This is a genomic window from Streptomyces blastmyceticus, assembly GCF_039521185.1.
Classification (GTDB): Bacteria; Actinomycetota; Actinomycetes; order Streptomycetales; family Streptomycetaceae; genus Streptomyces; species Streptomyces blastmyceticus.
In genome coordinates, this window is sequence record NZ_BAAABW010000001.1 from 363,559 (window position 1) to 384,607 (window position 21,049).

Below are 21,049 nucleotides of genomic sequence, written 5' to 3' on the forward strand. Positions count from 1 at the left end.
CTTGGCCTAGACCCGTTATCATTACGTTACATTGAGCGGGAGGCCCGGTTGATCGACTTCTATCGCTTCGTGCCCAAATGCGTGGTGAAGGAGAAGCGGTCGCCCCGGTAGAGCGAGCGGACGCGCTCCATCGGGCGCCCCTCCGTGTCCCGGGACAGCCGGTGGATCAGCAGCATCGGCAGCGCGGGCGGCGTGCCGATGAGGAGTGCCTCGCGCGGCGTGGCGAGCACGGTCTCCAGCCGCTCGTCCGCGTCGCCGAAGGAGATGCCGAGGCGGTCGTGGAGATAGCCGTAGAAGGAGGAGTCCGGCTCGAAGTCGGTGTCCAGTCGCGGCACGCGCTCCACCGCCACATAGGTGCTCTCCAGGCCGACCCGCTCGTCGTCGGCGAGCAGCACGCGCTCCATGTGCCATACGGGCGCGCCCGGTTGGACGCCGAGGTCGGGCGCGAGCGCGGGCGGGCAGGGGAAGCGGTCCAGCCCGGTGAGGGCGCGGCCCGGCCGGCGGCCCTGCCTGCGCACGCCCTCGGTGTAGCTGGCGAGGGCGAGGGGCTGTTCGAGCTTGGGCCCCGCGACGACCGTGCCGCGCCCCGCGCGCCGCAGCCGCCCCTCCAGCAGCAGTTCACGCAGGGCCTGCCGTACGGTCTCGCGCGACACCTCGAAGCGCACCGCGAGATCGCGTTCGGTCGGCAGCAGCCCGCCCTCGCCCAACTCGTCGAGCAGGGCGGCCACCCGCGTCTTGACCGCGTAGTACTTGGGGATCCGGCCGTGCTCGGGGATGCCCGCGCGGATGGGCGCGCCGGGCGCGGCGCCGGGGGTCTGCTCCCCCGTGCCGCCGGGGTAGTCCGTGAAGTCCACGGCGTGATCCTCGCACTTCAGCGCCGTGCGCGACGAGCCCCGAAGATCATGGACCCGCCGGCGAGGAGCAGGGCGAAGGCGGCCGCGCCCATCGCGAAGAGCGGGCGCTGGGAGCCGGTGTCGGCGAGCACGGACCGGTGGTCGGCCTCGGCGGACTCCCCCTCACCGGGCGCCTCGTCGTCCCCGCGACTTGCGGCCGGTGCGGTGCTCGCGGCGGTCCCCTCGACACCGAAGGTGTAGTCGTCGGACTCCCCGACCCAGTCGCCGTCGCCGCCGCGCCGCTGCACCGCGGTCACATTGAAGGTGACCTGCCCCTGGGGCGCCCGGCCGGTGAAGCCGAGGCGTACGCGTACGGGCACGGCCGCGTGCGCGGGCACGGCGAAGCCGGGGAAATCCGGTGAAGTGCCGTCGAAGACACCGACGTTCTCGGCCTCGTCGGTCCGCTCGAACCGCACCGGCCGCCAGCGGGAGGCGGCGGTGTCGTAGAAGTCGAACCGGATGTCGGCCGGCCGCAGCGCGCGCGCCCGGTCGGCGAACACCGCCACGGGGTGCACGTCCCGGCAGTCGGCCCCGGTGCCGTTGCGCAGCTCCAGCTCCCAGACCTGCTGGTCGCCCCCGCGCGCGTACGTACCCGGCCCACCGCTCAGCCGCGCGACGATGGGAAACGCGGCACTCCCCGGACGCCCACAGCGCGACTGGACGGGCGCCCGGTCGAGCGGCGGCCGGGGGTACGTGGGTGCCGCCGACGAAACGACCGCCAGCGCGACGGCGCCGACGACGAGCGCACGGGGCAGGTACATCGCGAAACCTTTCCGAAGGGTCCGGGAACGCGAGCCACGGTGGCAGCGCGGCCTTGAGCACGGCGCTCAGGCACGGCGGCGGGTGGGCTGAGTGGGGGTGCGTTTCCGCTCGATATGCGTATTTTCTTTTGATCCGCATGGGTACCTCGCCGCAGACGCGACGAACCCGCGCGTTCAAGCCCGTCCGGCGTTTGAGGACGCGCCCGCAGGGCGCTCCCGCCGCTGGGGGGCTGGGGCGCGAGCCCCAGTTCGGGAAGGGGCGGGGCTGGGGAAAAGAACTCCCGGTCAGCCGAACACGCGCGCAAGCACCAGCTCCGCCGCCCCCTCCACCACGGAACGCGCCCCCGCCACCTCCACCCGCGCCGCGCCTCCGACGACAGCAGCCACCCCCGCTTCGAACGGCGCCGGATCCGCCAGCACCGTCCGCCCCCCGAGCAACACGAGATCGATATCCAGCAGCCGCACCAGATTCGCGGCCCCAACCCCAAGCAGGCGAGCCGCCCGACCGATGTCGCCGTCGGCGACCGCCCCGAGACACAGCACCTCGATGCAGCCACGGCTGCCGCACGCACACACCGGCCCGTCCAGCTGAAGCACCTGGTGACCGAACTCCCCCGCCCCCGTCCGCTCCCCCCGGCGCACCGCACCTCCAAGCACCAGCCCCGCCCCCAGCCCCGTCCCCAGGTGGAGGTAGGCGAAGGACGACGCGCCGCCGCGCGGCAGCAGTCCCAGGGCCGCCGCGTTGGTGTCCTTGTCGATGATCACCGGCACTCCCAGCCGCGCGGCGAGCGCGTCCCGCAGCGGGTAGCCGTCCCACTGCGGGAACCCGGTCACCTTCCGCAGCACGCCGTCACGGTGATCGAGCGGCCCGGGCGCGGCGACCCCGACACCCAGGACCGTGGCGGGAAGGAATCCGTCGAGCAGCGCCGCCACCTCGTCCAGCACCGCCTCCGCGCCCGCGCCGAAGGCCAGCGGCGCCGTACGCGTCGCGACCTCCGCGCCCGACAGGTCGACGAGGGTCGCCGTCATGGCGTCGCGGTCCAGGTGCAGGCCGACGGCGTGGGCCGCGTCCGGGACCAGGCGCAGCAGCGTCGGCGGCTTGCCGCCCGTGGACGCGCGCCGTCCGGCGTCCGTGGCGAGTCCGGCCGCCCGCAGCCGTGCGCCGATCTTGCTGACGGCCTGCGGGGTGAGGCCCGTGCGCGCGGCCAGTTCGGCCCGGCTGGCGCCGTCCGGTCCCGCGTCGCGCAGCAGGCCGAGGACGACGGCGGCGTTGTGATCACGCAGCGCGGCGAGGTTCGCGCCCACCGGCCCGAGGGGCGCGGGCGCGGCGGGACGAGCGTCGGGGCGGGGACTGTTCACGCTGCTCACAGGACCATTGTCGCCACCGCTTGCACTTTCGCAACACCGTTGCCAAAGTGGAGAGCATGGATGGCACCCCTGACCCCCACCGCGCCCCGTACCGCGTCGGACTCATCGGCTACGGCCTCGCGGGCTCCGTCTTCCACGCCCCGCTGATCGCCGCGACCGACGGTCTCGCCCTCGACACGGTCGTGACCGCCAACCCCGAGCGGCAGCGCCAGGCCGTCACCGAGCACCCCGGCGTGCGTACGGTCGCGGACACGGACGCCCTGTTCGCCCGCGCGGACGAGCTCGACCTGATCGTCATCGCCTCCCCCAACCGCACGCACGTCGACTTCGCCCGCACCGCCCTCGAAGCGGGCCTCCCGGTCGTCGTGGACAAGCCGCTCGCGGCGACCGCCGCCGAGGCCGAGGCCCTGGCCGACCTCGCCGAGGAGCGCGGGCTGCTGCTCAGCGCCTTCCAGAACCGCCGCTGGGACAACGACTTCCGCACTGTCCGGCAGCTCGTCCGCGACGGCGCGCTCGGCGACGTCCTGCGCTTCGAGTCCCGCTTCGAGCGGTGGCGGCCCCGGCCCAAGGGTGGCTGGCGGGAGTCGGGCGACCCTGCCGAGATCGGCGGGCTGCTCTACGACCTGGGCAGCCACGTCGTGGACCAGGCCCTCGCCCTCTTCGGGCCCGCCGCCACGGTGTACGCCGAGGTCGACGTGCGCCGGCCCGGCGCCGAGGCCGACGACGACACGTTCATCGCGGTCACCCACACCAATGGCGTCCGCTCCCACCTGTGGGTGAGTGCCGTCACCGCCCAACTCGGGCCGCGCTTCCGGGTGCTGGGCAGCGCCGCCGGCTATGTGAAGTACGGCCTGGACCCCCAGGAAGCGGCCCTGCGCGAGGGCCTGCGCCCGGCGGACGACCGTACGGCCTGGGGCGTCGAGCCGGAGTCCGCGTGGGGCCGGATCGGCGCGGGCGAGTCCCCCCGTACGGGCGGCGGCGAGCCCGTCCCCACCCTCCCCGGCGACTACCCCGCCTACTACGCAGCCGTGGCCCAGGCCCTCCGCACCGGCGGCAAGCCCCCCGTGACCGCCCGCGAGGCGGCCGCCACCCTGCGGGTGCTGGAAGCGGCACGGGTCTCCGCGGACCAGGGCCGTACCGTACACATCGAGGAGGCCGCGGCGTGAACGACGAGGTCACCCTGCTCGAAGCCGACGAACGGCGGCTGGTCCTCGACCGGTTCGGCAACGACGACGCCTGGGAACTCGGCTCCCTCCTCGTCTCCCTCGCCCGAGCCCGCGGCGCCGCTGTCACCGTCGGCATCCGGCGCGGCCGGCAGCGGCTCTTCCACTGCGCACTGCCCGGCACATCGCCCGACAACGACGCGTGGATCGACCGCAAATGCCGCGTGGTCGAGCACTACGCGGAGTCCTCCCTCCTGGTCGGCGCCCGCTTCCGCGCGAAGGGCCGCACCTTCGAATCCCACTCCCGCCTCGACCCCGACCTCTACGCCGCACACGGCGGCGCCTTCCCCCTGCGCCTGCGGGGCACGGGCGTCGTGGGCGCCGTCGCGGTCTCGGGCCTCCCCCAGGCGGACGACCACGCGCTCGTGGTCGAGGCCCTGGAACGCTTTCTGGAAGCGGCGGCGCGCTAAACGCTTTCCGCTGGGGGTGCGCTTTCGGCTGGGTGCGGTTGTTTTGCCGGGTGCGGCTTTGTTTGCGCCTGAGGCGGGGCGCCCTGCGGGCGCGGCCTCAAGCTCCCCCAGCTACCGCTGGGAGGTGCCCCCACCGGGCTGGGTTGTGGGTGGCCGGGGGCGTGGCCTCCGGGGCAGGGGTCCTGGACCGTATATTTACGGCGCGTTGCCCTCTTGGGTATTGAGTGCCCGGGATTTGCGCCACAAATATACGGCAGCGTCCAGGACCCCTACCCCTGCGGCCCCACCCCCTCCCGCCGGTGGGCAAGTGACCGCAGTGGGGGCTCAGTAGTCCTCGAATTCCGTTGCCGGGGCTACGAGTTCGACCTCGAAGCCGTCTTCGTTCTCCAGATACGCCGCGTAGTGCGCTTCGCCTCCTGCGTGCGGGTGGCGGTCGGCGAACATCAGGTGCCAGCCGTGTTCCTCCGCCTCTTCGACGATGGTCTCCACCGCATCGCGGCTCTCGACGTGGAAGGCCAGGTGGTTCATGCCCGGGCGGCAGCGTTCGTGCGTCGGTGCGGTGAGCGCCGGGGACTGCTCGACGACGAGGTAGAAGGACCCGAGCCGCCAGCTGCGGGCGCGCTCCCAGGTCTGGTGCGGCTCGTATCCCAGGGTGTCCAGCAGCCATCCGAAGCTCTTTGCCGCGCGGTCGAGGTCGGGTACCCAGAGTTCGAGGTGGTGGGGCATCCCGGCCTTGGGCTGTTCCATGTCGGCGCCTTCCTGTTGCGTCTCCGCCGCATGGTGTCACCCGCCCGGCCCCCACCCTCTGCGACGGGTGCGCATCATCACCCACTCAGCTGCCGCCCGGTCTGTGACTGCGGTGGCTTTGCGAGGAGCCGTGACCACTTGGGCGAGCCCCGGCGGCCGCACCGCGCGGTAGTCGGTGAACCGCCTCACCCCACAGCTCGCGCACGTCGCTTCGCCTCCGGTGTGCGTCCAGCCGTTGCTGTGGGTGCATGTGCGCGTTGCGATGCCAGTCATAGTCCGTGCTCCAGTCGCCAGTGCCCTCGCTGTGCGACCAAGGCTCGACTCTTCTTCAGCTTGTCGTCTCCGGCTTGCGCCTCCCGCAACGCGGCCGCGAGTTCCGGACATTCCGCGCACCCGGTCATCGGCCTGATCATCTGGGGCCAGAGGCCGATGACTTCCCTCTCGTCGCGCGTCGCCAACCGCAGGGCGGAGAAGGGTACTTCCCACTCCTGCCCGCCCCCGGGTTCGCGCAGCTGCACGCGCGTGCCGATGCTGTCGATCACTTGTCCGATCCGCTCTTCGCGGGTGTCCATCACGAACACGCCGTTCCTGTACGTCATCGCTCCGCGCCTTCCCCCAGTGCCGATGTGTGGCTACTCGCTGTAGCCACACATCTACGATGAACCGCCAGTTGGGCTGGCGCAACCAACTTGGGCCCAGAATGAGCTACTTCATCCTTGTGGGTGACTCCCGCGTCTGCGGTTCAGGTTCTGGACCACACTGAGCAGCGCACTGCCAACAGGGGAGGAAGCCATGGGGAATGCCCGCCGGACCGCCCGCCGCCGGAGGCTGGGCTCCGAATTGAGAGCACTTCGAGAAGCAGCCAGCGTCTCGACCGAAGAGGCGGCGAAGGCGATCCACGGCGACAAGACGAAGATCAGCCGACAGGAGACGGGGCTGTACCGCACCACCCGACTTGAGCTGGAGGTGCTGCTCAACCTCTACAAAGCCAAGGACGAGAAGCAACGGCAATGGCTCATTGCCCTATCGGCAGAGGGGAACAAGCGAAATTGGTGGCACCGGCACAGCGAGACACTCCCGAACCACTTCAAAGAAACGCTGACGCTTGAATCCGATGCGGCGAGCATCGCTACGTTCCAGTCACGGGTTGTTCCGGGGCTGCTGCAGACCCAGGCGTACGCAACTGCCGTTCTTACCGGTAACGCACAGCCGTTGTCCGAGGAACAGCTCAACCTCTCCGTCGACATTCGGATGAGCAGGCAAAGCATCTTCCTCCGAGGCAACCCTCCGCAGTACGCAACTGTCTTGACAGAAGGCGTCGTCCGCCAACAGATCGGCGGACCTCAGGTCATGGCTGATCAGCTCCGACACCTGGCCGCCCTGAGCCAGACACCTGAGTTGGCGATCCAGGTCATCCCCTACGCGCAGAGGAGGTTCACGAACACAGGAGGGTCCTTCATCCTGTACTCCTACCCTGCACCTCTGGACTTCGATGTTGTCCAGGTGTCCTACCTGGGAGGTGACCTGTTTCTGGATGAAGCTGAGGCAGTGGCGAAGTACCGGAAGGCATTCGAAGAGCTACGAGCTTCAGCACTGTCTGTCCCGGAGTCCGCCGAGCTGATCTCATCCATTGCGCACGAATTTGAACGCGAGTGAGGTACATCTTGTGATACGCCACGATTTCCCCCGCTACGGCTGGTACAAGTCCTCCTACAGCCCTGACGAAGGCGACGACTGCGTCGAGATATGGATGGCCGACGGGCTCATATCCATACGCGATTCCAAGAACCCCACCGGCCCGATGCTGCGCATCACCGCATCCGCGTACCGATCTTTCACCCGGGCCGTCACCCACGACACGCTGTGCGATACCCACCGGCGGGAGGGGGTGGGGCCGCAGGGGTAGGGGTCCTGGACGCTGCCGTATATTTGTGGCGCAAATCCCGGGCAATCAACACATCAGAGGGCAACGCGCCGTAAATATACGGTCCAGGACCCCTGCCCCGGAGGCCACGCCCCCGGCCACCCACAACCCAGCCCGGCCGGCGATTGAGGCCACCCGCCGCAGGCGCGAACAAGCCGCACCCGGAAAAACAACCGCACCCAGCGGAAAGCGCGCCCCGCCGCAGGCGCAAACAAAGCCGCAGGCGCAAACAAACACCAGCGGACCCTCCCGCAATGCGAAGCCACCCGCATCGCAATAGCGTCGGCAAGGTGACGGCAAGTCATCGACACCCCCTGCTCATTTGCCTGACCCTCGCCATAATCATCGGCACGGGACAGGCAACCGCTCACCCATCCGGCGGCCCCCACAAGAAATGCGTCCCCTCCGCCCGCGACGGCTGCACGCACCCGTCGGCGATCGTCTCGATGGGTGACAGCTACCTCTCCGGCGAAGCCGGCCGGTGGGCCGGGAATGCCGACACCGGAGCCGGCGGCACCGCATGGGGGACGGATCGCGCCGCGGTCCGTTGCGCGAGTGAGGACAGCTGCGATCACTACCCGGAGCAGATCTACGGCTCGACCTCGTACGTTCGGGGTGGCAACCGGTGCGACCGTTCGTACCGCGCTCCGATCACTGCGACGGACTACCCCGGCGTTCCGGCGGAGCGCCGTTTCAACATCGCCTGTTCCGGCGCGACGACGTACGAGTTCACCCATGAGTACGCCGACAAGCACGAGCGCCCGCAGATCGACCAGCTCAAGGACCTCGCCAGGGAATACAGGGTCAAGATGGTCGTCGTGTCGATCGGCGGAAACGATCTGAAGTTCAAGGACATCGTCGAGTCCTGTGCCCGGCGGTATCTGGTCGGCTTCGTCGATTACTGCAAGGACGCCTGGGGCGGCATGGGCGACGAGCTCGACGCGGTCGAGGTCAAGGTGGGCCAGGCGCTGAAGGACGTCCGCAAGGGGCTGGAGGATCTCGGGTACGAGGAGGCGGACTACCGCCTGGTGGTGCAGTCCTATCCGGCCCCGATCCCACCGGGGTCGGAGTACCGCTATCCGGAGAAGTACGTCAGGTATACCTCCGGCGGCTGCCCCTTCTACGACACGGACTCGGACTGGGCCCGGGACACGGTCGTGGCAGGAATGGGGAGCCGGCTCAGGCGGGCCGCGTCCGATGCGGGTGCGACCTTCCTGGACGTCCGCGACGCGTTCGCCGGTCATGAACTGTGCAGCAAGGACGCCCGGCAGGCAACATCGGCCAACTCTTCGAAGAATCGCCTGAGTTCCCAGGACGCGGAATGGGCTCGCTGGATCCCGTACCTCTATTTCTCGGGCCTGCCCTGGACGTCCCAGGGGGACCAGCAGGAGTCCATCCACCCGAACTACTTCGGCCAGTTGGCGCTGGGCACATGCCTGACCCGGCTCAGCGAGCAGTTGCAGGTAAGCGACCGCACCAGGTTCCGATGTCTCAACGACGGACATGACGGCGCGGACGGCATGAACGTCACGACAACCCTGTAGCGAGGAGTCCGCATGCTGGTGCGCCGACGCCTGAGAGCCCTTTGTGTCATCGGTGCCGTCGCCCTGATCGCGGGGCTGCCGGGTACGGTGGCCCGCGCCGAGCCCCTCGACGACATCACGTGTGAGGGCCCAGAGAGCGATGACTCCTCCGGGATCTTTCCGCTCGACGGGGCACCGTCCAAGAGCAGGGCCCGGGATCACGGTGGCTGGACCCCCACGAAGTGGCCGACCGGAATCCCGAACGCGGGCGATGCGCGGATGATGCTGTACGGCCTGGCCGTCAAGGACAAAACGGCAATCAAGTACCACCGGGAAGACTTCCGTGTCGACGGCAGTAAGAACTGCTGGATCAAACAAGGTCCCGACTGCTGCTCCACCCGCGAGATCGTCCTCCAGGCCCAGTCCACGGTGCCGGTGACCCTGAGAGGTAAGTGCGAGGTCATCACAGGGCGTTGGACAAGCGAGTACGACGACTTGGTGTCCGATAACCGCAGGGACATCGACATCGATCACATCGTGCCGCTCAAAGCCGCCTGGGACTCGGGCGCCAGTACCTGGGACGTCGCCAAGCGGGAGAGGTTCGCCAACGACATCTCGCCCAACACCCCACAGCTGATCGCTGTTTCCAAGTGGTCCAACCGCCGGAAAGGCGACAAGGGACCCGACGTCTGGCTGCCGGCCGACACAGCGGTATGCCCGTACAGCGAAGCATGGGTCGCCGTGAAGAGTAAGTACGGCCTCTCCGTCACCCAGGACGAGAAGGACAAACTGAACGAGAAGCTGCGCCACTGCTGAGCCCGGACGGACGCTATATCCGCCCACCCCCCTGCCGGTTCCGGACGAGAACCATCAAGCCGAGCCCCGAGCCGGCGAGCATCAGGCCCCCGCCCAGCACCACCGTGTCGCCCAGCGGGGGCCCGCTGTGCTCGGGCGCGGGCGCGTGGCCGCGCGCGTGCGGCTGGTTCAGGCCGGAGAACGCGCACACCAGCAGCGCACCACTCACCACGGTCATCACGATCAGCGGACGCCGCCCGCGCCACCGGCGTGGCCGTCGGTGCCGTCCCTTCACACCCAAGACCTTGAACATATCCGAAAATATGCACACTCAGGGGGTGCGGGCGGGGCAGCACACGCCCCCGTTCCCCCGAGCACACGCCCCGTTCCCCCGAATCGCCGCACCCAAGGGCCGCACTCACGCGTGTTTCCGCCAAGCCCGTCGCCGACGCTGTGCCGGAGCCGGGGCGCCGCTGTAGGGTTCGGGCGCTCGATGCGTGCCGATCGACGTACAGAAACCGGGTGTTGGACCACCCAACACCCCGGCCTCGTTGGTTCCGTTTCCGCACAGGAAAGGGCAGTCGCATGCGTAAGAGATCGGGTGAGAGACACAGACGGATCGGTCAGCTGATCCGTTCCTTCAGAGCAGGTGTCGCGGCCGTGGCGGTCGCGACGGTACTGGCGGCCTCGCCGGGTGTCGGCTGGTCGGAGGCGGCCGCGGCCCCCTCGTCCCATGACGTCAAGGCGAAGGACGCCGTCTTCGGTTCCTCCATAGCCGCGGCCAGGAACGCCGACGGACGACTGGAGCTCTTCGGGACCAACAGCGGCGACGCGATCTTCCACCGGTCGCAGAACAGCATCGGCGGTTCCTGGTCGAACTGGGCCCAGTTCGACGGCGCGCTGCGTGCCGTCGCCGCCGAGACGAACGCCGACGGCCGGATGGAGTTCTTCGGCGTCAACGGCGCCGGATACATCTACCACCGCTGGCAGACCTCCCCCGCGGGCGCCTGGTCGAGCTGGGAACAGCTCGACGGAGTGCTGACCTCGATCGCCGTGGCCCGCAACGTATACGGGCGGCTGGAGCTCTTCGGGGCCAACAGCGCAGGCAACATCTTCCACCGTTCGCAGATCTCCATCGGCGGACCGTGGTCGGGCTGGGACCAGATCGACGGCGGGCTGACGCAGGTCGCGGCGGAGACCAACGCGGACGGGCGGCTGGAACTCTTCGGCGTCAACAGCGGCGGCGCGATCTTCCACCGGTATCAGACCACCCCCGGTGGGGCGTGGACCGGATGGGTGCAGTTCGACGGGGCGCTCTCGACGATCGCGGCGGCGCGGAACGCGGACGGGCGGCTGGAGATCTTCGGGACCAACAGCGGTGACGCCGTCTTCCACCGCTCGCAGAACTTCAGCGGCTCCCCCTGGTCGGGCTGGGTGCAATTCGACGGTGCGCTGACCCAGGTCGCCGCCGAGACCAACGCGGACGGCCGGATCGAACTGTTCGGAGTCAACCGTGGCGGGTACATCTACCACCGCTGGCAGACGTCCGTGAACGGCCCTTGGTCGGACTGGGCGAGCTTCGACGGCGTCCTGCGACCCTGACGTAGCGCCGGGATCGGCTGAGGTCGGCCGATCCCGGCTCGCCCGGCCGCCCCTACGCGTCCTTCAGCTGCTGACGCTGGCGGCCCAGGCGGTCGATCTCCAGTTCCACCACGTCGCCCGCCCTGAGGTACGGCTTGGGGTCGGGGTGGCCGTCCGCCACGCCCGCCGGGGTGCCCGTGTTGATGACGTCGCCCGGGTAGAGCGTCATGAAGCGGCTGACGTAGCGGACGACCTGGGCGACCGGGAAGATCTGGTCCGCCGTCGTCGCGTCCTGCTTCAGCTCGCCGTTGACCCACAGGCGCAGACGCAGGGCCTGGGGGTCGGGGATCTCGTCGGCGGTGACCAGCCAGGGGCCCAGCGGGTTGAACGTCTCGCAGTTCTTGCCCTTGTCCCACTGGCCGCCGCGCTCCAGCTGGAACTCCCGCTCGGAGACGTCGTTCGCCACCGCGTAGCCGGCTATCGCGGCCAGCGCCTCCGCGTCCGTCTCCAGGTGGCGGGACGTGCGGCCGATGACGACGGCCAGCTCGATCTCCCAGTCCGTCTTCTCGCTGCCGCGCGGCACCAGCACCGGGTCCTCCGGGCCGACGACCGTGTCCGGCGCCTTGAGGAAGAGGACCGGCTCTTCGGGGGCCGGGACGCCGAGCTCGGCGGCGTGGCCGTGGTAGTTGAGCCCCACGCACACGATCTTGCCGATGCGGGCGACCGGTGGGCCGACCCGCAGGCCCCGCGGGTCGACGGCCGGGAGGATCCGGGCGCCCACCGCCGCCCGTACGCGCTCCAGGGCGGAGTGGTCCGCGAGCAGCCTTCCGTCGATCTCGTCGACGACGGTGGTGAGGTCGCGGAGCGTGCCCTCGTCGTCGAGCAGGGTGGGGCGTTCCGCTCCTGGCGGGCCGGTGCGCAGCAGCTTCATGGGTGAGCTCTCCCGAGGTCGTGGTCGGCGGTTGCCCGTCCGGGGTCGGCCGATGGGGACGGCCATCGAGGGATCGGTTTGATCGTGTGCGAACGGAGGGGGGCTCCGCAAGGGAGGTTTCGGCCTGTTGGCGGCTGGGTTTTTCCCCTCCTCGCTCTTCCCTCGACTGGAGGGGGAGCCCCCAGCCCGCGGCTCTCAAGCGGCGGGCGGACTCGCGGGCAGGCCTCGGGCCAGGTAGGCGCGTTCCGCCGCCGTCCACGCGGTGCTCGTCGCCAGGTAGAGCCCGGCCGCCAGCGGGACCACGGCCACCGTGATCAGCGTCCCGAAGGAGAGCAGGGGCAGGAACTTCGTCAGGCCCGGGACCTCGGCCGACGCCGGCATGGGCATCCGGCGCGAGCGGACGTACGTCCACGTGGCCACCGCCGCGACCACCACGAACAGGCCCGCGTACACCAACCCCTGCGCGCCGAACGGCGCGTCCGTCCAGTGGCCGCCCAGCCTCGCGCCGAGCAGCGTGTGGTCCAGCAGGTCCGACGCGCCGCCGCTGAAGAGGTGGTACATCACGAAGAGCACCGGCAGCTGCGCCAGTGACGGCAGGAGCCCGGCCATCGGCGACACCCCCGCCTTCGCGTGTGCCTCGCGCATCGCCCTCATCAGCCGCTCGGGGTCGCTCTTGTGCTTGCGCCGCAGCTCGGCCATGCGCGGGGCGAGTTCGGCCTTGGCCCGCTGGCCGCGCGCCGCCGATCGGGCCAGCGGGTGCAGCGCGAGCCGCACGCCCAGGGTGAACAGGACGATCGCGACGGCCGTCGCCGAGGCGCCGAACAGCGGGTCGATCAGCCCGGTCAGCCAGGAAAGGGGGAGGGAGGCGAAAGTGGACATGGTGAGCCCTCCACGGGTCTCGTCGTGCCGGAATCGGATGCATTCGGGCGTGACGAGCCGCGCGGGCTCAACAGGAAAGCGGGAGTGAGCGCCTACGCGGCCGTCGGGAGGGCGTGGCCGGGCGCGCGAGGCCGTCGTCGGCCCCGCCCGTCGGGATCGCGCTGGGCGAGGAACGCCGTGCGCAGCTCCCGGTCCCGTATCGCCGTGCGTATTCGCGTCGGGGTGAGCGGGCCGCCGGCACCGGCCGTGGCGGCCACGGCGCACAGCAGCAGGGACGCCGCGACGGCCGTGGTCGCGGCGAGCGCGACCACGCTCAGCAAGCCACTCTGCGCGAGCAGCAGTTCGGACAGCAGGAAGAGGAGCACGCTCACATGCGTACGGAATACGGCTTTCATCAGCATGGCCCCCCTTCCCCGTCGAAACCGGATCGAGTCCCGGGTCGAATATCGGGTCGAATCCTGGTCGGGCCTCAGCCCGACACTCGTTCAGTCATTCGCTCGTTCCGATGCTAGACCGTGCCACTGACAACGGCCTCACCCGGCCCGGGATCCTTCGCCAGCACCTCGCTGTCGGGCCGTGCGGCGTCCTCGGGGCGCGGGCGCGGTCCCCACCAGGAGACGGCCAGCGCCACCAGCACGTTCACGGCGAGGGCGAGCGCTCCCGCGTTCACGCCCCAGACGGGGTCGTGTTCGGTGAAGACCAGGGCACACACCAGCGCCCCGCCCGCCACCAGGCCGCTCATGGCCCCCCACAGCGTCAGCTTCCGCCACACCAGCCCCAACAGGATCATGGGGACGAGCTGGGCCATGCCCTCGTACGAGATGAGCGACAGCCTCACCAGCGTGTTGGGCGCGGTGTACGTCAGCAGCAGGGCCAGCGCGCCCGCGACCACGACGACCACCTGGGCACCCGTCTTCTGCCGGTCGGGGCGCCCGGCCAGCCGGGGCATGACCCCGAGCACGCTCTTGCCCCACATCGTGCCGATGACCAGCATGAACACCGCCATCGGCACGATCGACGACAGCGCCGCCGCCACCCCGATCAGCCCGACCGCCCACGCGGGCAACGAGTCCACGACGAGCTTGAAGAGCGCGAGGTTGGAGCCCGCTCCGGTGAGCCCCGGCACCACGAAGACCGCCGCCATGCCGAGGAGCATCGGCACGAACAGCAGCACGTTGTAGAACGGCAGCAGCATCGCGTTGCGGCGCAGCGCGTCGGCGTTCCGCGCGCCCAGATAGCCGGCCACGGTCGTCGGGAAGATGACGACGGTGAGGGAGTTGAGGAAGCTCGTCGTCACGAACCAGCCGCCGCCGAGCCCGCTGCCGCCGTGCCCCGTGAACGTCAGCCACTCCGGCTTCTCCGCCACGACCTGGTCGAGGAACGGCCCGTAGCCGTCGAAGTAGTGCAGCGGCACGTAGATCGCGAGGAACCCCAGCGTGCCGATGACCAGTACGTCCTTGAGGACCGAGACCCAGGCGCTGCCGCGCAGCCCGCTCACCACGACAAAGCCGGTCGTGACGGCGAAGGCGATGAAGTAGGCCCAGTTCAGGCTGATCGCGCCGTAGGAGATGGTCGAGACGACCACGCCCATGCCGGTGATCTGCAACTGGATGTACGGCAGCAGGCAGACCGTCGCCAGGATCGCCACCAGGGTGCCCAGCCAGGACCTGTTGTAGCGGTGGGCGACCATGTCGGTGATGGTGACGAGACCGTGCTCGCGGGCGTACGACCAGAGGGTCGGGCCGACCACGTAGCCGATGGCGTAGCCGCAGGACATGTACGCGATGACGTAGAGCACCGGGGCGCCGTAGTTGTAGCCCCAGCCCGCCGCGCCGAGGTAACTGAAGCTCGTATAGCCCTCACCGGCCATCAGCACCCAGATGAAGACCGTGCCGAGGCTGCGGCCGCCCACCGACCACTCGGCGAGCCCCCCGCCCGCTCCCCTGCCGCGCACGGCCAGCAGGCCGAGGGCGACGGTGAGCACCATGAAGCCGGCGAATACGGAGGTGGCGACGGTGGCGTTCATACGCGGCCTCGCTTGCGGTCGCCGCGCCAGGCGAGGTAGACGGCGGCGGGGGTGAGGAGCGTTGCCAGCAGGAGCCAGGCGAAGAGGAAGGGGAGGCCGAGGATTGTCGGGTGGACCCGGTCCACGAGGGGGAGAGCCCCTAGGAAGAGGGCGTATGGGATGAGCAACCACAGCAAGGTGGGATGTTTCAGCACGGAGTTGACCCTAGCCGCGCCCGTTGTTCACGGAGGCTCCACAGGTGCGGGCCGGCGGGGGGCTGGTCACGCCCCCACCAGCCTCGATGCCGTGTAGATGCACAGGCCCGCCAGTGCCCCCACCACCGTGCCGTTGATCCTGATGAACTGGAGGTCCCGGCCGATGTGGGCCTCGATCTTGCGGGACGTGTGGTCCGCGTCCCAGCTCGCGATCGTGTCCGTGATGAGGGCGGTGATCTCGCCGCGGTAGGTGGTGACGACGTAGACCGCCGCGTCCTCCAGCCAGCCGTCGACCTTCGCGCGGAGGCGGTCGTCGGTGGACATGCGGGCGCCCAGGGAGAGGAGTCCGGCGCGGACGCGGAGGCGGAGTTCGCTGCGTTCGTCCTCGGCGGCGGCGACGATCATGGCGCGCAGGGAGCTCCAGGTGGAGGCGATCAGGTCCTGCACCTCGCCGCGCCCGAGCACCTCGGACTTCAGGCGCTCGACCCGGGCCCGGGTGTCCGTATCCGACTGGAGATCGCGCGCGAAGTCCTCCAGGAAGCGGTCGACGGCGCCGCGCGCCGGGTGCTCGGGCATGTCGCGCATCTCCGTGACGAAGCGCAGCAGCTCCTTGTAGACACGCTCGCCGACCTTGCGGTCCACGAAACGGGGCGTCCAGCCGGGCGCGCCGCCGGTGACCGCCTGCATCACCGAGTCGCCATGGGCGATCAGCCAGTCGTGGGCGCGTACGCACACCAGGTCGACGACCCTGCGGTGGCCGCCGTCGGCGACGATCTTCTCCAGCATGTTGCCGAGGCCCGGCGCGATCTCCTGGGCGTCGGCCCGGCGCGTGATGGCCTCGCCGACGACGGCCTGCACGTCGGAGTCGCGCAGGACGGTCAGGGCGCCGCGCAGCGCGGTGGCCAGTTCGGCGGTCACGCGGTCCGCGTGTTCCGGTTCGGCGAGCCAGGCGCCGAGCCGGGAAGCGATGCCGACAGTGCGCAGCCTTACGCGTACGACATCTCCGGAGAGGAAGTTCTCGCCGACGAATTCGCCGAGGCTCTGCCCCAGCTGGTCCTTCTTGGTCGGGATGATCGCCGTGTGCGGGATCGGCAGCCCCATCGGGCGCCGGAAGAGCGCGGTGACGGCGAACCAGTCGGCCAGCGCGCCCACCATGCCCGCCTCCGCGGCGGCCGCGACATAGCCGGCCCAGGGGCCCGCGCCCGAGGACTGCCCCCATTTCGCAAGGGCGTAGACGAGCGCGACCAGGAGCAGAAGCCCGGTCGCGATCCCCTTCATACGGCGCACTCCGCGGCGTTTCTCCTCATCCGCGGCGCTGTACGTGAGACCGCCCGCGCCCGCGGGCATCACTCCTTCGGCGGTACCCGAACCATCGCCAGAGGACCGTTCCATCCGCACCACCCGTTCCAGCCGTCTTCACGTGCATTGTCCCTACCCGAGGTACTCAGGGAACGGACCGGGAGTTCCCGGCGTCTGACAAGTCGCATGTGACACGTTGCGTGACCCCACCGGCCGACAGGCGCGCCCCCCGGCCCCCGTGGGATCATGGAACGGCGATCGGACCGCGAGGGCGCTGTTGCTGATCAGTCGCTGTTTCGTCCCCGGTTCCGCACCGGAGCGTCGTGCTCCGCCACTCCCAGGAGAAGCCCGCCATGAACAGGCCACCCCTGCCCCGCGGTACGGCCTATGCCGTACTCGCCGCACTGGCAGCCGTGGTGATTCTCGTCTCGACCGCGATATTCGTCGGCGTCGGCGGCCATGGCCAAAGCCCGGCGGCGAGGCCGCACGAGGCCCATGGCACGGCCGCCCCGGCCGCCTCCGGGGAGTGGGTCGGCTCCTGGTCCACCGCGCCGTCCGGCGCGGAACCGAACACCCGCCGGGGCTACCCCGGGCTGTCCATCCGCAATGTCGTGCACAACGGCGTCAGCGGCACGGCCGCCCGGATCCAGCTCTCCAACCTCTACGGCGCGCAGCCGCTGCCCGTCACCCACGCCTCCCTGGCCCTGGCCTCGGCCAACGGCTCCCCCGCCGCCGTCCCGGGCAGCATGCGCAGGCTGAGCTTCGGCGGGCAGCCGACGGCGACGATCCCGCCCGGGCAGACGCTGCTGAGCGACCCCGTGCAGCTGGCCGTGACCGCCGGGGCGGACCTGCTGGTCACCACGTACTCCCCGACGCCCTCGGGCCCGGTCACCTATCAGAACCAGTCGCGCCAGACCTCCTACGTCGCCCACGGCGACCAGGCCGAGGACACCAGAGGCGCCGGCTACACCACCAAGTTCCAGGCCTGGCGCTATCTGACCGCCGTCGACGTCTGGTCCCAGGAGGCACGCGGCGCGGTCGTCGCCTTCGGCGACTCGATCACCGTCGGCTACAACTCCACGCCCGGCGCCAACCACCGGTGGCCGGACTTCCTCGCCGCCCGGCTGCGCAGCGAGCCCGGCGCGCCCCGCTACAGCGTCCTCAACGAAGGCATCAGCGGCAACCGCGTCCTGCTGAGCAATGCGGGGCCGCCGCCCGCGAACAACGCCAGCGGGCTCGAACGCTTCGACCGCGACGTCCTCAGCCGCGCGGGCGTCCGTGTCGTGGTCATGGCGCTCGGCGTCAACGACATCCTGCGCACGCCCCAGCAGAAGGATCCGGAGCGGATCGTGGCGGGCCTGCGGAAACTGGTCGAGCGGGCCCATGCGCGGGGGCTGCGCGTCGTCGGCGCGACGCTGACGCCGTTCGGCGGGCACAAGGGGGCCGTGGACCTCCAGGAGGTCACCCGGCAGCGCGTCAACGAGACGATCCGGTCGGGGCGGGTCTTCGACGCGGTGGTGGACTTCGACCGGGCGCTACGGGATCCGGTGGATCCGGAGGCGCTTCTTCCGGCGTATGACTCGGGGGACCATCTGCATCCGAATGATGCGGGGTATCGGGTGATGGCCGATGCGATCGATATCGAGGCGCTCAGGGGTGAGGCCGTGACGGCGCTCTGAGTGTTCGGGTGCGGCCCCGCGCTGTCCTCAAGCGCCGGACGGGCTGAAATTTCCGTCACACGCCCCGCTCCGCGTACATCTTGGCGATCACGTCCTCGATGTCCGGTTCCCTGATCGAGAGGTCGACCAGCGGATAGCGCTCCGCCACCGCCGCCACGATCGGGGCCGCGCTGTGGTCCGCGGGGAAGGCCAGCCACTGGCGGGGGCCCTCGACCTTGACCGTGCGGGCGCCGGGTACGTTCTCGATCGGCGGGAGCTCGCGTTCCAGGTCGACCACGAGCGTGCGTTCGCCGCCGCCCGTCGCGTGCAGGCCGGTCAGCCCGCCGTCGTAGACGAGGCGGCCGTGGTCGATGACCATCACCCTCTTGCACAACTGCTCGATGTCGGTGAGGTCGTGCGTGGTGAGCAGCACCGTCGTGCCGCGTTCCGCGTTGATCTCGCGGAGGAACTGCCGGACCTTCGCCTTGCTGACGACGTCCAGGCCGATCGTCGGCTCGTCGAGATAGAGCACCTCGGGGTCGTGCAGCAGCGCCGCCGCGATGTCGCCGCGCATCCGCTGACCGAGGGAGAGCTGGCGTACGGGGACGTCGAGCAGCTCGCCGAGGTCGAGGAGTTCGATGCAGCGATCGAGGTTGGTGCGGTAACGGGCGTCAGGGATGCGGTACATGCGGCGCACCAGTCCGTACGAGTCCCGCAGCGGCAGGTCCCACCACAGGGTGGTGCGCTGGCCGAAGACCACACCGATGCGGTGCGCCAGCTTCGTGCGCTCGCGGGAGGGGTCGATGCCCGCGACGCGCAGCCGGCCGCCGCTGGGCGTCAGAATGCCGGTGAGCATCTTGATGGTGGTGGACTTCCCGGCGCCGTTGGGGCCGATGTAGCCGACCATCTCGCCGTGCGGGACGGAGAAGCTGATGCCGTCCACGGCCCGCACCCGGTGCCGCTCGCGGCGCAGGAAACCGGCCTTCCGGCGTACGTCGAACACCTTCTCCACACCGTCGAGTTCGATGAAACCGTCCACTGTCCACCTCTCAGCTCCCCGTGCTCCGATAGCTCCGCAGCCCCGCCCGCCACAGCAGTCCCGCGCCCGTGAGCATGAGAAGCGCGACAAAGGGCCCGCAGAAGTCGACCCAGCCCGGCAGGCCCAGGGGGTTCTCGCGGCCCAGGAGGCGCAGCGCGGGCATCCAGTTGACGAAGGCCAGGGGGACGACGAAGGTCACGCCGCGCACCAGCTCCGTCGCGAAGACGGTGGGCGGGTACTGGAGCAGGGTGGAACCGCCGTAGGTGAAGGAGTTCTGCACCTCCGCCGCCTCCGTCGCCCAGAACTGGAACGCCGCGCCCGCGATGAAGAGGGACGCGAAGATGGCCGCCCCGCTGACCACCATCACCACGGTGAACAGGGCCTTGGGCAGCGTCCACGCGACGTCGACGTGGGCCGCCCCCCAGCCCAGGACCAGCGCGCCCTGGCCGATCCGCCCCAGCCTGCGCAGCGCGAAGCGGTCGGCGGCGACCTGCGCGAGGACCGGCACCGGGCGCACCAGCAGCGTGTCGAACGTGCCGTCCCGCACCCGCTGCCCGATCCGGTCCATGCTGCCGAGCATCAGGTCGGCGAGGCCGAGGGAGCAGCTGCTCGCCCCGTACAGCAGCGCGACCTCCGCGAGGGAGAAGCCGCCGAGCGCGTCGATGTGGGAGAACATCAGCAGGATGGCGCCGAAGTCGAGGCCGCTGGCCGCGAAGTTGCCGATCGTCGTCATCACGAACGACGCGCGGTAGGCCATCGTGGAGCGCACCCACATCGCGACGACGAGCCCGTACCCCCGCAGCCCCGCCGCGACGGGGAACCGGTCAGCCACCCTGGACCACCACCTTGGTGGTGGCGAGGGACTGCACGGCGCGCCCGGCGGCCAGCAGGAGCACGGCCCAGCCCGCCTGGAAGGCGAGCGCGCGGGCCAGCCCGGCGCCCGTGTGCAGGCCGAGCAGGACGTCGGCCGGGACCTGGAGCATCGCCGCCCACGGCAGCAGCCGCACGGTCGCGCCGAAGGAGCCGGGGAAGACCGTCAGGGGCAGCAGCATCCCGGAGAAGAACATGCCCGTCAGCGCGCTGACCATGTTGAGCCCGGCCCCGTCGAGCAGCCAGAAGGCGCACAGCCCGATCAGGAAGCGCAGGCCGAAGCCGACGGCGAAGCCGAGGAGGCAGGAGAGCAGGAAGGCGAGCCAGACCAGGGGGTCGGCGGGCAGGGCCAGTTCGAAGCAGAGCGCGCCGACGGCGAGGGGCACGGCCCCGCGGCCGAGCAGCTGGAAGGCCGCCCGCCCGAGGTCGGCGGCGAACCACCACAGCTGGAGGTCGGCGGGGCGGTAGAGGTCCACGGCGATGTCGCCGGAGCGGATGCGCTCCTGGAGCTCCTCCTGGAAGCCGCCGCCGAGCAGCGCCATGGCGGCGAGCAGCCCCTGGCTGACCCAGACGAAGGTGAGGGCCTGCGCCTGCCCGTACCCGCCGAGATGGGGCCGTTCGTCCCACAGGGCGATGAACGTATAGGCGATGACGAAGCCGAAGACGGTGTTGGTGAAGACGCCGGCGGCGGTCGCGACGCGATAGGTCGCATACCGGCGGAATCCGCTCACCGCGACAGCGGCATACAGCCGCATCCCAGGACACCTCCCGTCGTTGAACCTCGATAGTCCGCTGACCTCAAAGCGCTGGAGCCTATCCGCACGGATCGGCCGCCGACCACGCATTTTTCACTCCTGGGAGTGGTCGGCCTGACCCGTTCGGCTCTTCAGTGCCGTCTCACGTGCGCTACGTCCCTCCGACTCGGAAC

At 70.3% G+C, this 21,049-nt stretch carries 24 protein-coding genes; 8 read left to right on the forward strand and 16 right to left on the reverse strand.

Annotation, left to right across the window (positions count from 1 at the left end; genetic code table 11):
• Positions 1 to 59: 59 nt before the first annotated feature.
• The 3 genes from ABD269_RS01615 to ABD269_RS01625 form a co-directional block, all read right to left on the reverse strand.
• On the reverse strand, positions 60 to 854 hold the full coding sequence (locus tag ABD269_RS01615) for a GntR family transcriptional regulator (protein WP_301887242.1): 795 nt from the start codon (positions 852 to 854) through the stop codon (positions 60 to 62).
• A gap of 17 nt (positions 855 to 871) precedes the next feature.
• A complete protein-coding gene (locus ABD269_RS01620; RefSeq protein WP_344115246.1) occupies positions 872 to 1,654 on the reverse strand; it encodes a hypothetical protein in 783 nt (260 codons plus the stop codon).
• A 285-nt stretch (positions 1,655 to 1,939) separates the two neighbouring features.
• Entirely contained in the window at positions 1,940 to 3,013 is a 1,074-nt protein-coding gene (locus tag ABD269_RS01625; RefSeq protein WP_344115417.1) for an ROK family transcriptional regulator, read from the reverse strand.
• A gap of 65 nt (positions 3,014 to 3,078) precedes the next feature.
• Here ABD269_RS01625 and ABD269_RS01630 point away from each other — a divergent pair, with 65 nt between their 5' ends.
• Both ABD269_RS01630 and ABD269_RS01635 read left to right on the forward strand, forming a co-directional pair.
• On the forward strand, positions 3,079 to 4,188 hold the full coding sequence (locus ABD269_RS01630; RefSeq protein ID WP_344115248.1) for a Gfo/Idh/MocA family protein: 1,110 nt from the start codon (positions 3,079 to 3,081) through the stop codon (positions 4,186 to 4,188).
• Positions 4,185 to 4,655, forward strand: a complete 471-nt coding sequence (locus tag ABD269_RS01635) for a heme-degrading domain-containing protein (protein ID WP_344115250.1) — start codon at positions 4,185 to 4,187, stop codon at positions 4,653 to 4,655. The genes ABD269_RS01630 and ABD269_RS01635 overlap by 4 nt, the downstream gene beginning before the upstream one ends.
• A 324-nt stretch (positions 4,656 to 4,979) precedes the next feature.
• Here ABD269_RS01635 and ABD269_RS01640 read toward each other — a convergent pair whose 3' ends face one another.
• Genes ABD269_RS01640 through ABD269_RS01645 form a run of 3 tightly spaced genes read right to left on the reverse strand, consistent with a single transcriptional unit; the run spans position 4,980 to position 6,001 of the window.
• Positions 4,980 to 5,402, reverse strand: coding sequence for a VOC family protein (locus ABD269_RS01640; RefSeq protein WP_344115252.1), 423 nt, complete (start codon positions 5,400 to 5,402; stop codon positions 4,980 to 4,982).
• Between the two features lie 36 nt (positions 5,403 to 5,438).
• On the reverse strand, positions 5,439 to 5,786 hold the full coding sequence (locus ABD269_RS35285) for a DUF6255 family natural product biosynthesis protein (RefSeq protein ID WP_425572803.1): 348 nt from the start codon (positions 5,784 to 5,786) through the stop codon (positions 5,439 to 5,441).
• Positions 5,672 to 6,001: a hypothetical protein gene (locus ABD269_RS01645; protein WP_344115254.1), complete on the reverse strand. Its 330-nt coding sequence runs from the start codon at positions 5,999 to 6,001 to the stop codon at positions 5,672 to 5,674. The genes ABD269_RS35285 and ABD269_RS01645 overlap by 115 nt, the downstream gene beginning before the upstream one ends.
• A 193-nt stretch (positions 6,002 to 6,194) precedes the next feature.
• On the opposite strand from ABD269_RS01645, the gene ABD269_RS01650 reads away from it, so the two are divergent.
• The 4 genes from ABD269_RS01650 to ABD269_RS01665 all read left to right on the forward strand — a co-directional run bounded on the left by ABD269_RS01650 (position 6,195) and on the right by ABD269_RS01665 (position 9,665).
• A complete protein-coding gene (locus ABD269_RS01650) occupies positions 6,195 to 7,058 on the forward strand; it encodes a helix-turn-helix domain-containing protein (RefSeq protein ID WP_344115256.1) in 864 nt (287 codons plus the stop codon).
• A gap of 10 nt (positions 7,059 to 7,068) precedes the next feature.
• Positions 7,069 to 7,308 (forward strand): DUF397 domain-containing protein, encoded by a 240-nt coding sequence (locus tag ABD269_RS01655; protein WP_344115258.1) that lies wholly within the window; start codon positions 7,069 to 7,071, stop codon positions 7,306 to 7,308.
• Positions 7,309 to 7,772: 464 nt separating this feature from the next.
• Complete coding sequence (locus ABD269_RS01660) at positions 7,773 to 8,870, forward strand: GDSL-type esterase/lipase family protein (protein ID WP_344115260.1); 1,098 nt, start codon at positions 7,773 to 7,775, stop codon at positions 8,868 to 8,870.
• Between the two features lie 12 nt (positions 8,871 to 8,882).
• On the forward strand, positions 8,883 to 9,665 hold the full coding sequence (locus tag ABD269_RS01665) for an HNH endonuclease family protein (RefSeq protein ID WP_344115262.1): 783 nt from the start codon (positions 8,883 to 8,885) through the stop codon (positions 9,663 to 9,665).
• 13 nt (positions 9,666 to 9,678) lie between these two features.
• Here the strand turns inward: ABD269_RS01665 and ABD269_RS01670 are convergent, their stop codons facing one another.
• Positions 9,679 to 9,882, reverse strand: coding sequence for a hypothetical protein (locus tag ABD269_RS01670; RefSeq protein ID WP_344115264.1), 204 nt, complete (start codon positions 9,880 to 9,882; stop codon positions 9,679 to 9,681).
• Positions 9,883 to 10,304: 422 nt separating this feature from the next.
• Here ABD269_RS01670 and ABD269_RS01675 point away from each other — a divergent pair, with 422 nt between their 5' ends.
• On the forward strand, positions 10,305 to 11,246 hold the full coding sequence (locus tag ABD269_RS01675) for a PLL family lectin (RefSeq protein WP_344115266.1): 942 nt from the start codon (positions 10,305 to 10,307) through the stop codon (positions 11,244 to 11,246).
• A 52-nt stretch (positions 11,247 to 11,298) separates the two neighbouring features.
• Here ABD269_RS01675 and ABD269_RS01680 read toward each other — a convergent pair whose 3' ends face one another.
• From ABD269_RS01680 to ABD269_RS01705, 6 genes are all read right to left on the reverse strand, one after another.
• The gene (locus ABD269_RS01680; protein ID WP_344115268.1) at positions 11,299 to 12,156 is read right to left on the reverse strand and encodes a fumarylacetoacetate hydrolase family protein; all 858 of its coding nucleotides are present in this window, start codon (positions 12,154 to 12,156) and stop codon (positions 11,299 to 11,301) included.
• 195 nt (positions 12,157 to 12,351) lie between these two features.
• Positions 12,352 to 13,035 (reverse strand): YidC/Oxa1 family membrane protein insertase, encoded by a 684-nt coding sequence (locus tag ABD269_RS01685; protein WP_344115270.1) that lies wholly within the window; start codon positions 13,033 to 13,035, stop codon positions 12,352 to 12,354.
• A 92-nt stretch (positions 13,036 to 13,127) separates the two neighbouring features.
• Positions 13,128 to 13,430 carry a DUF6412 domain-containing protein gene (locus tag ABD269_RS01690; RefSeq protein ID WP_301887228.1) on the reverse strand — a complete coding sequence of 101 codons (303 nt, stop codon included), beginning with the start codon at positions 13,428 to 13,430 and terminating at the stop codon, positions 13,128 to 13,130.
• A 113-nt stretch (positions 13,431 to 13,543) separates the two neighbouring features.
• The gene (locus ABD269_RS01695) at positions 13,544 to 15,061 is read right to left on the reverse strand and encodes a sodium:solute symporter family protein (RefSeq protein WP_344115274.1); all 1,518 of its coding nucleotides are present in this window, start codon (positions 15,059 to 15,061) and stop codon (positions 13,544 to 13,546) included.
• The gene (locus ABD269_RS01700) at positions 15,058 to 15,255 is read right to left on the reverse strand and encodes a DUF3311 domain-containing protein (RefSeq protein WP_344115276.1); all 198 of its coding nucleotides are present in this window, start codon (positions 15,253 to 15,255) and stop codon (positions 15,058 to 15,060) included. The genes ABD269_RS01695 and ABD269_RS01700 overlap by 4 nt, the downstream gene beginning before the upstream one ends.
• 66 nt (positions 15,256 to 15,321) lie before the next feature.
• Entirely contained in the window at positions 15,322 to 16,602 is a 1,281-nt protein-coding gene (locus tag ABD269_RS01705; RefSeq protein ID WP_425572804.1) for a DUF445 domain-containing protein, read from the reverse strand.
• Positions 16,603 to 16,907: 305 nt separating this feature from the next.
• Between ABD269_RS01705 and ABD269_RS01710 the strand changes: the two genes are divergently transcribed.
• Positions 16,908 to 18,233: an SGNH/GDSL hydrolase family protein gene (locus ABD269_RS01710; RefSeq protein WP_344115278.1), complete on the forward strand. Its 1,326-nt coding sequence runs from the start codon at positions 16,908 to 16,910 to the stop codon at positions 18,231 to 18,233.
• Positions 18,234 to 18,288: 55 nt separating this feature from the next.
• On the opposite strand, the gene ABD269_RS01715 is transcribed toward ABD269_RS01710, so the two are convergent.
• Genes ABD269_RS01715 through ABD269_RS01725 form a run of 3 tightly spaced genes read right to left on the reverse strand, consistent with a single transcriptional unit; the run spans position 18,289 to position 20,876 of the window.
• Entirely contained in the window at positions 18,289 to 19,251 is a 963-nt protein-coding gene (locus tag ABD269_RS01715; RefSeq protein WP_367620958.1) for an ABC transporter ATP-binding protein, read from the reverse strand.
• Positions 19,252 to 19,261: 10 nt separating this feature from the next.
• The gene (locus tag ABD269_RS01720; RefSeq protein ID WP_344115421.1) at positions 19,262 to 20,026 is read right to left on the reverse strand and encodes an ABC transporter permease; all 765 of its coding nucleotides are present in this window, start codon (positions 20,024 to 20,026) and stop codon (positions 19,262 to 19,264) included.
• Positions 20,027 to 20,075: 49 nt separating this feature from the next.
• Positions 20,076 to 20,876: an ABC transporter permease gene (locus ABD269_RS01725; protein WP_344115280.1), complete on the reverse strand. Its 801-nt coding sequence runs from the start codon at positions 20,874 to 20,876 to the stop codon at positions 20,076 to 20,078.
• Positions 20,877 to 21,049 lie beyond the last annotated feature (173 nt).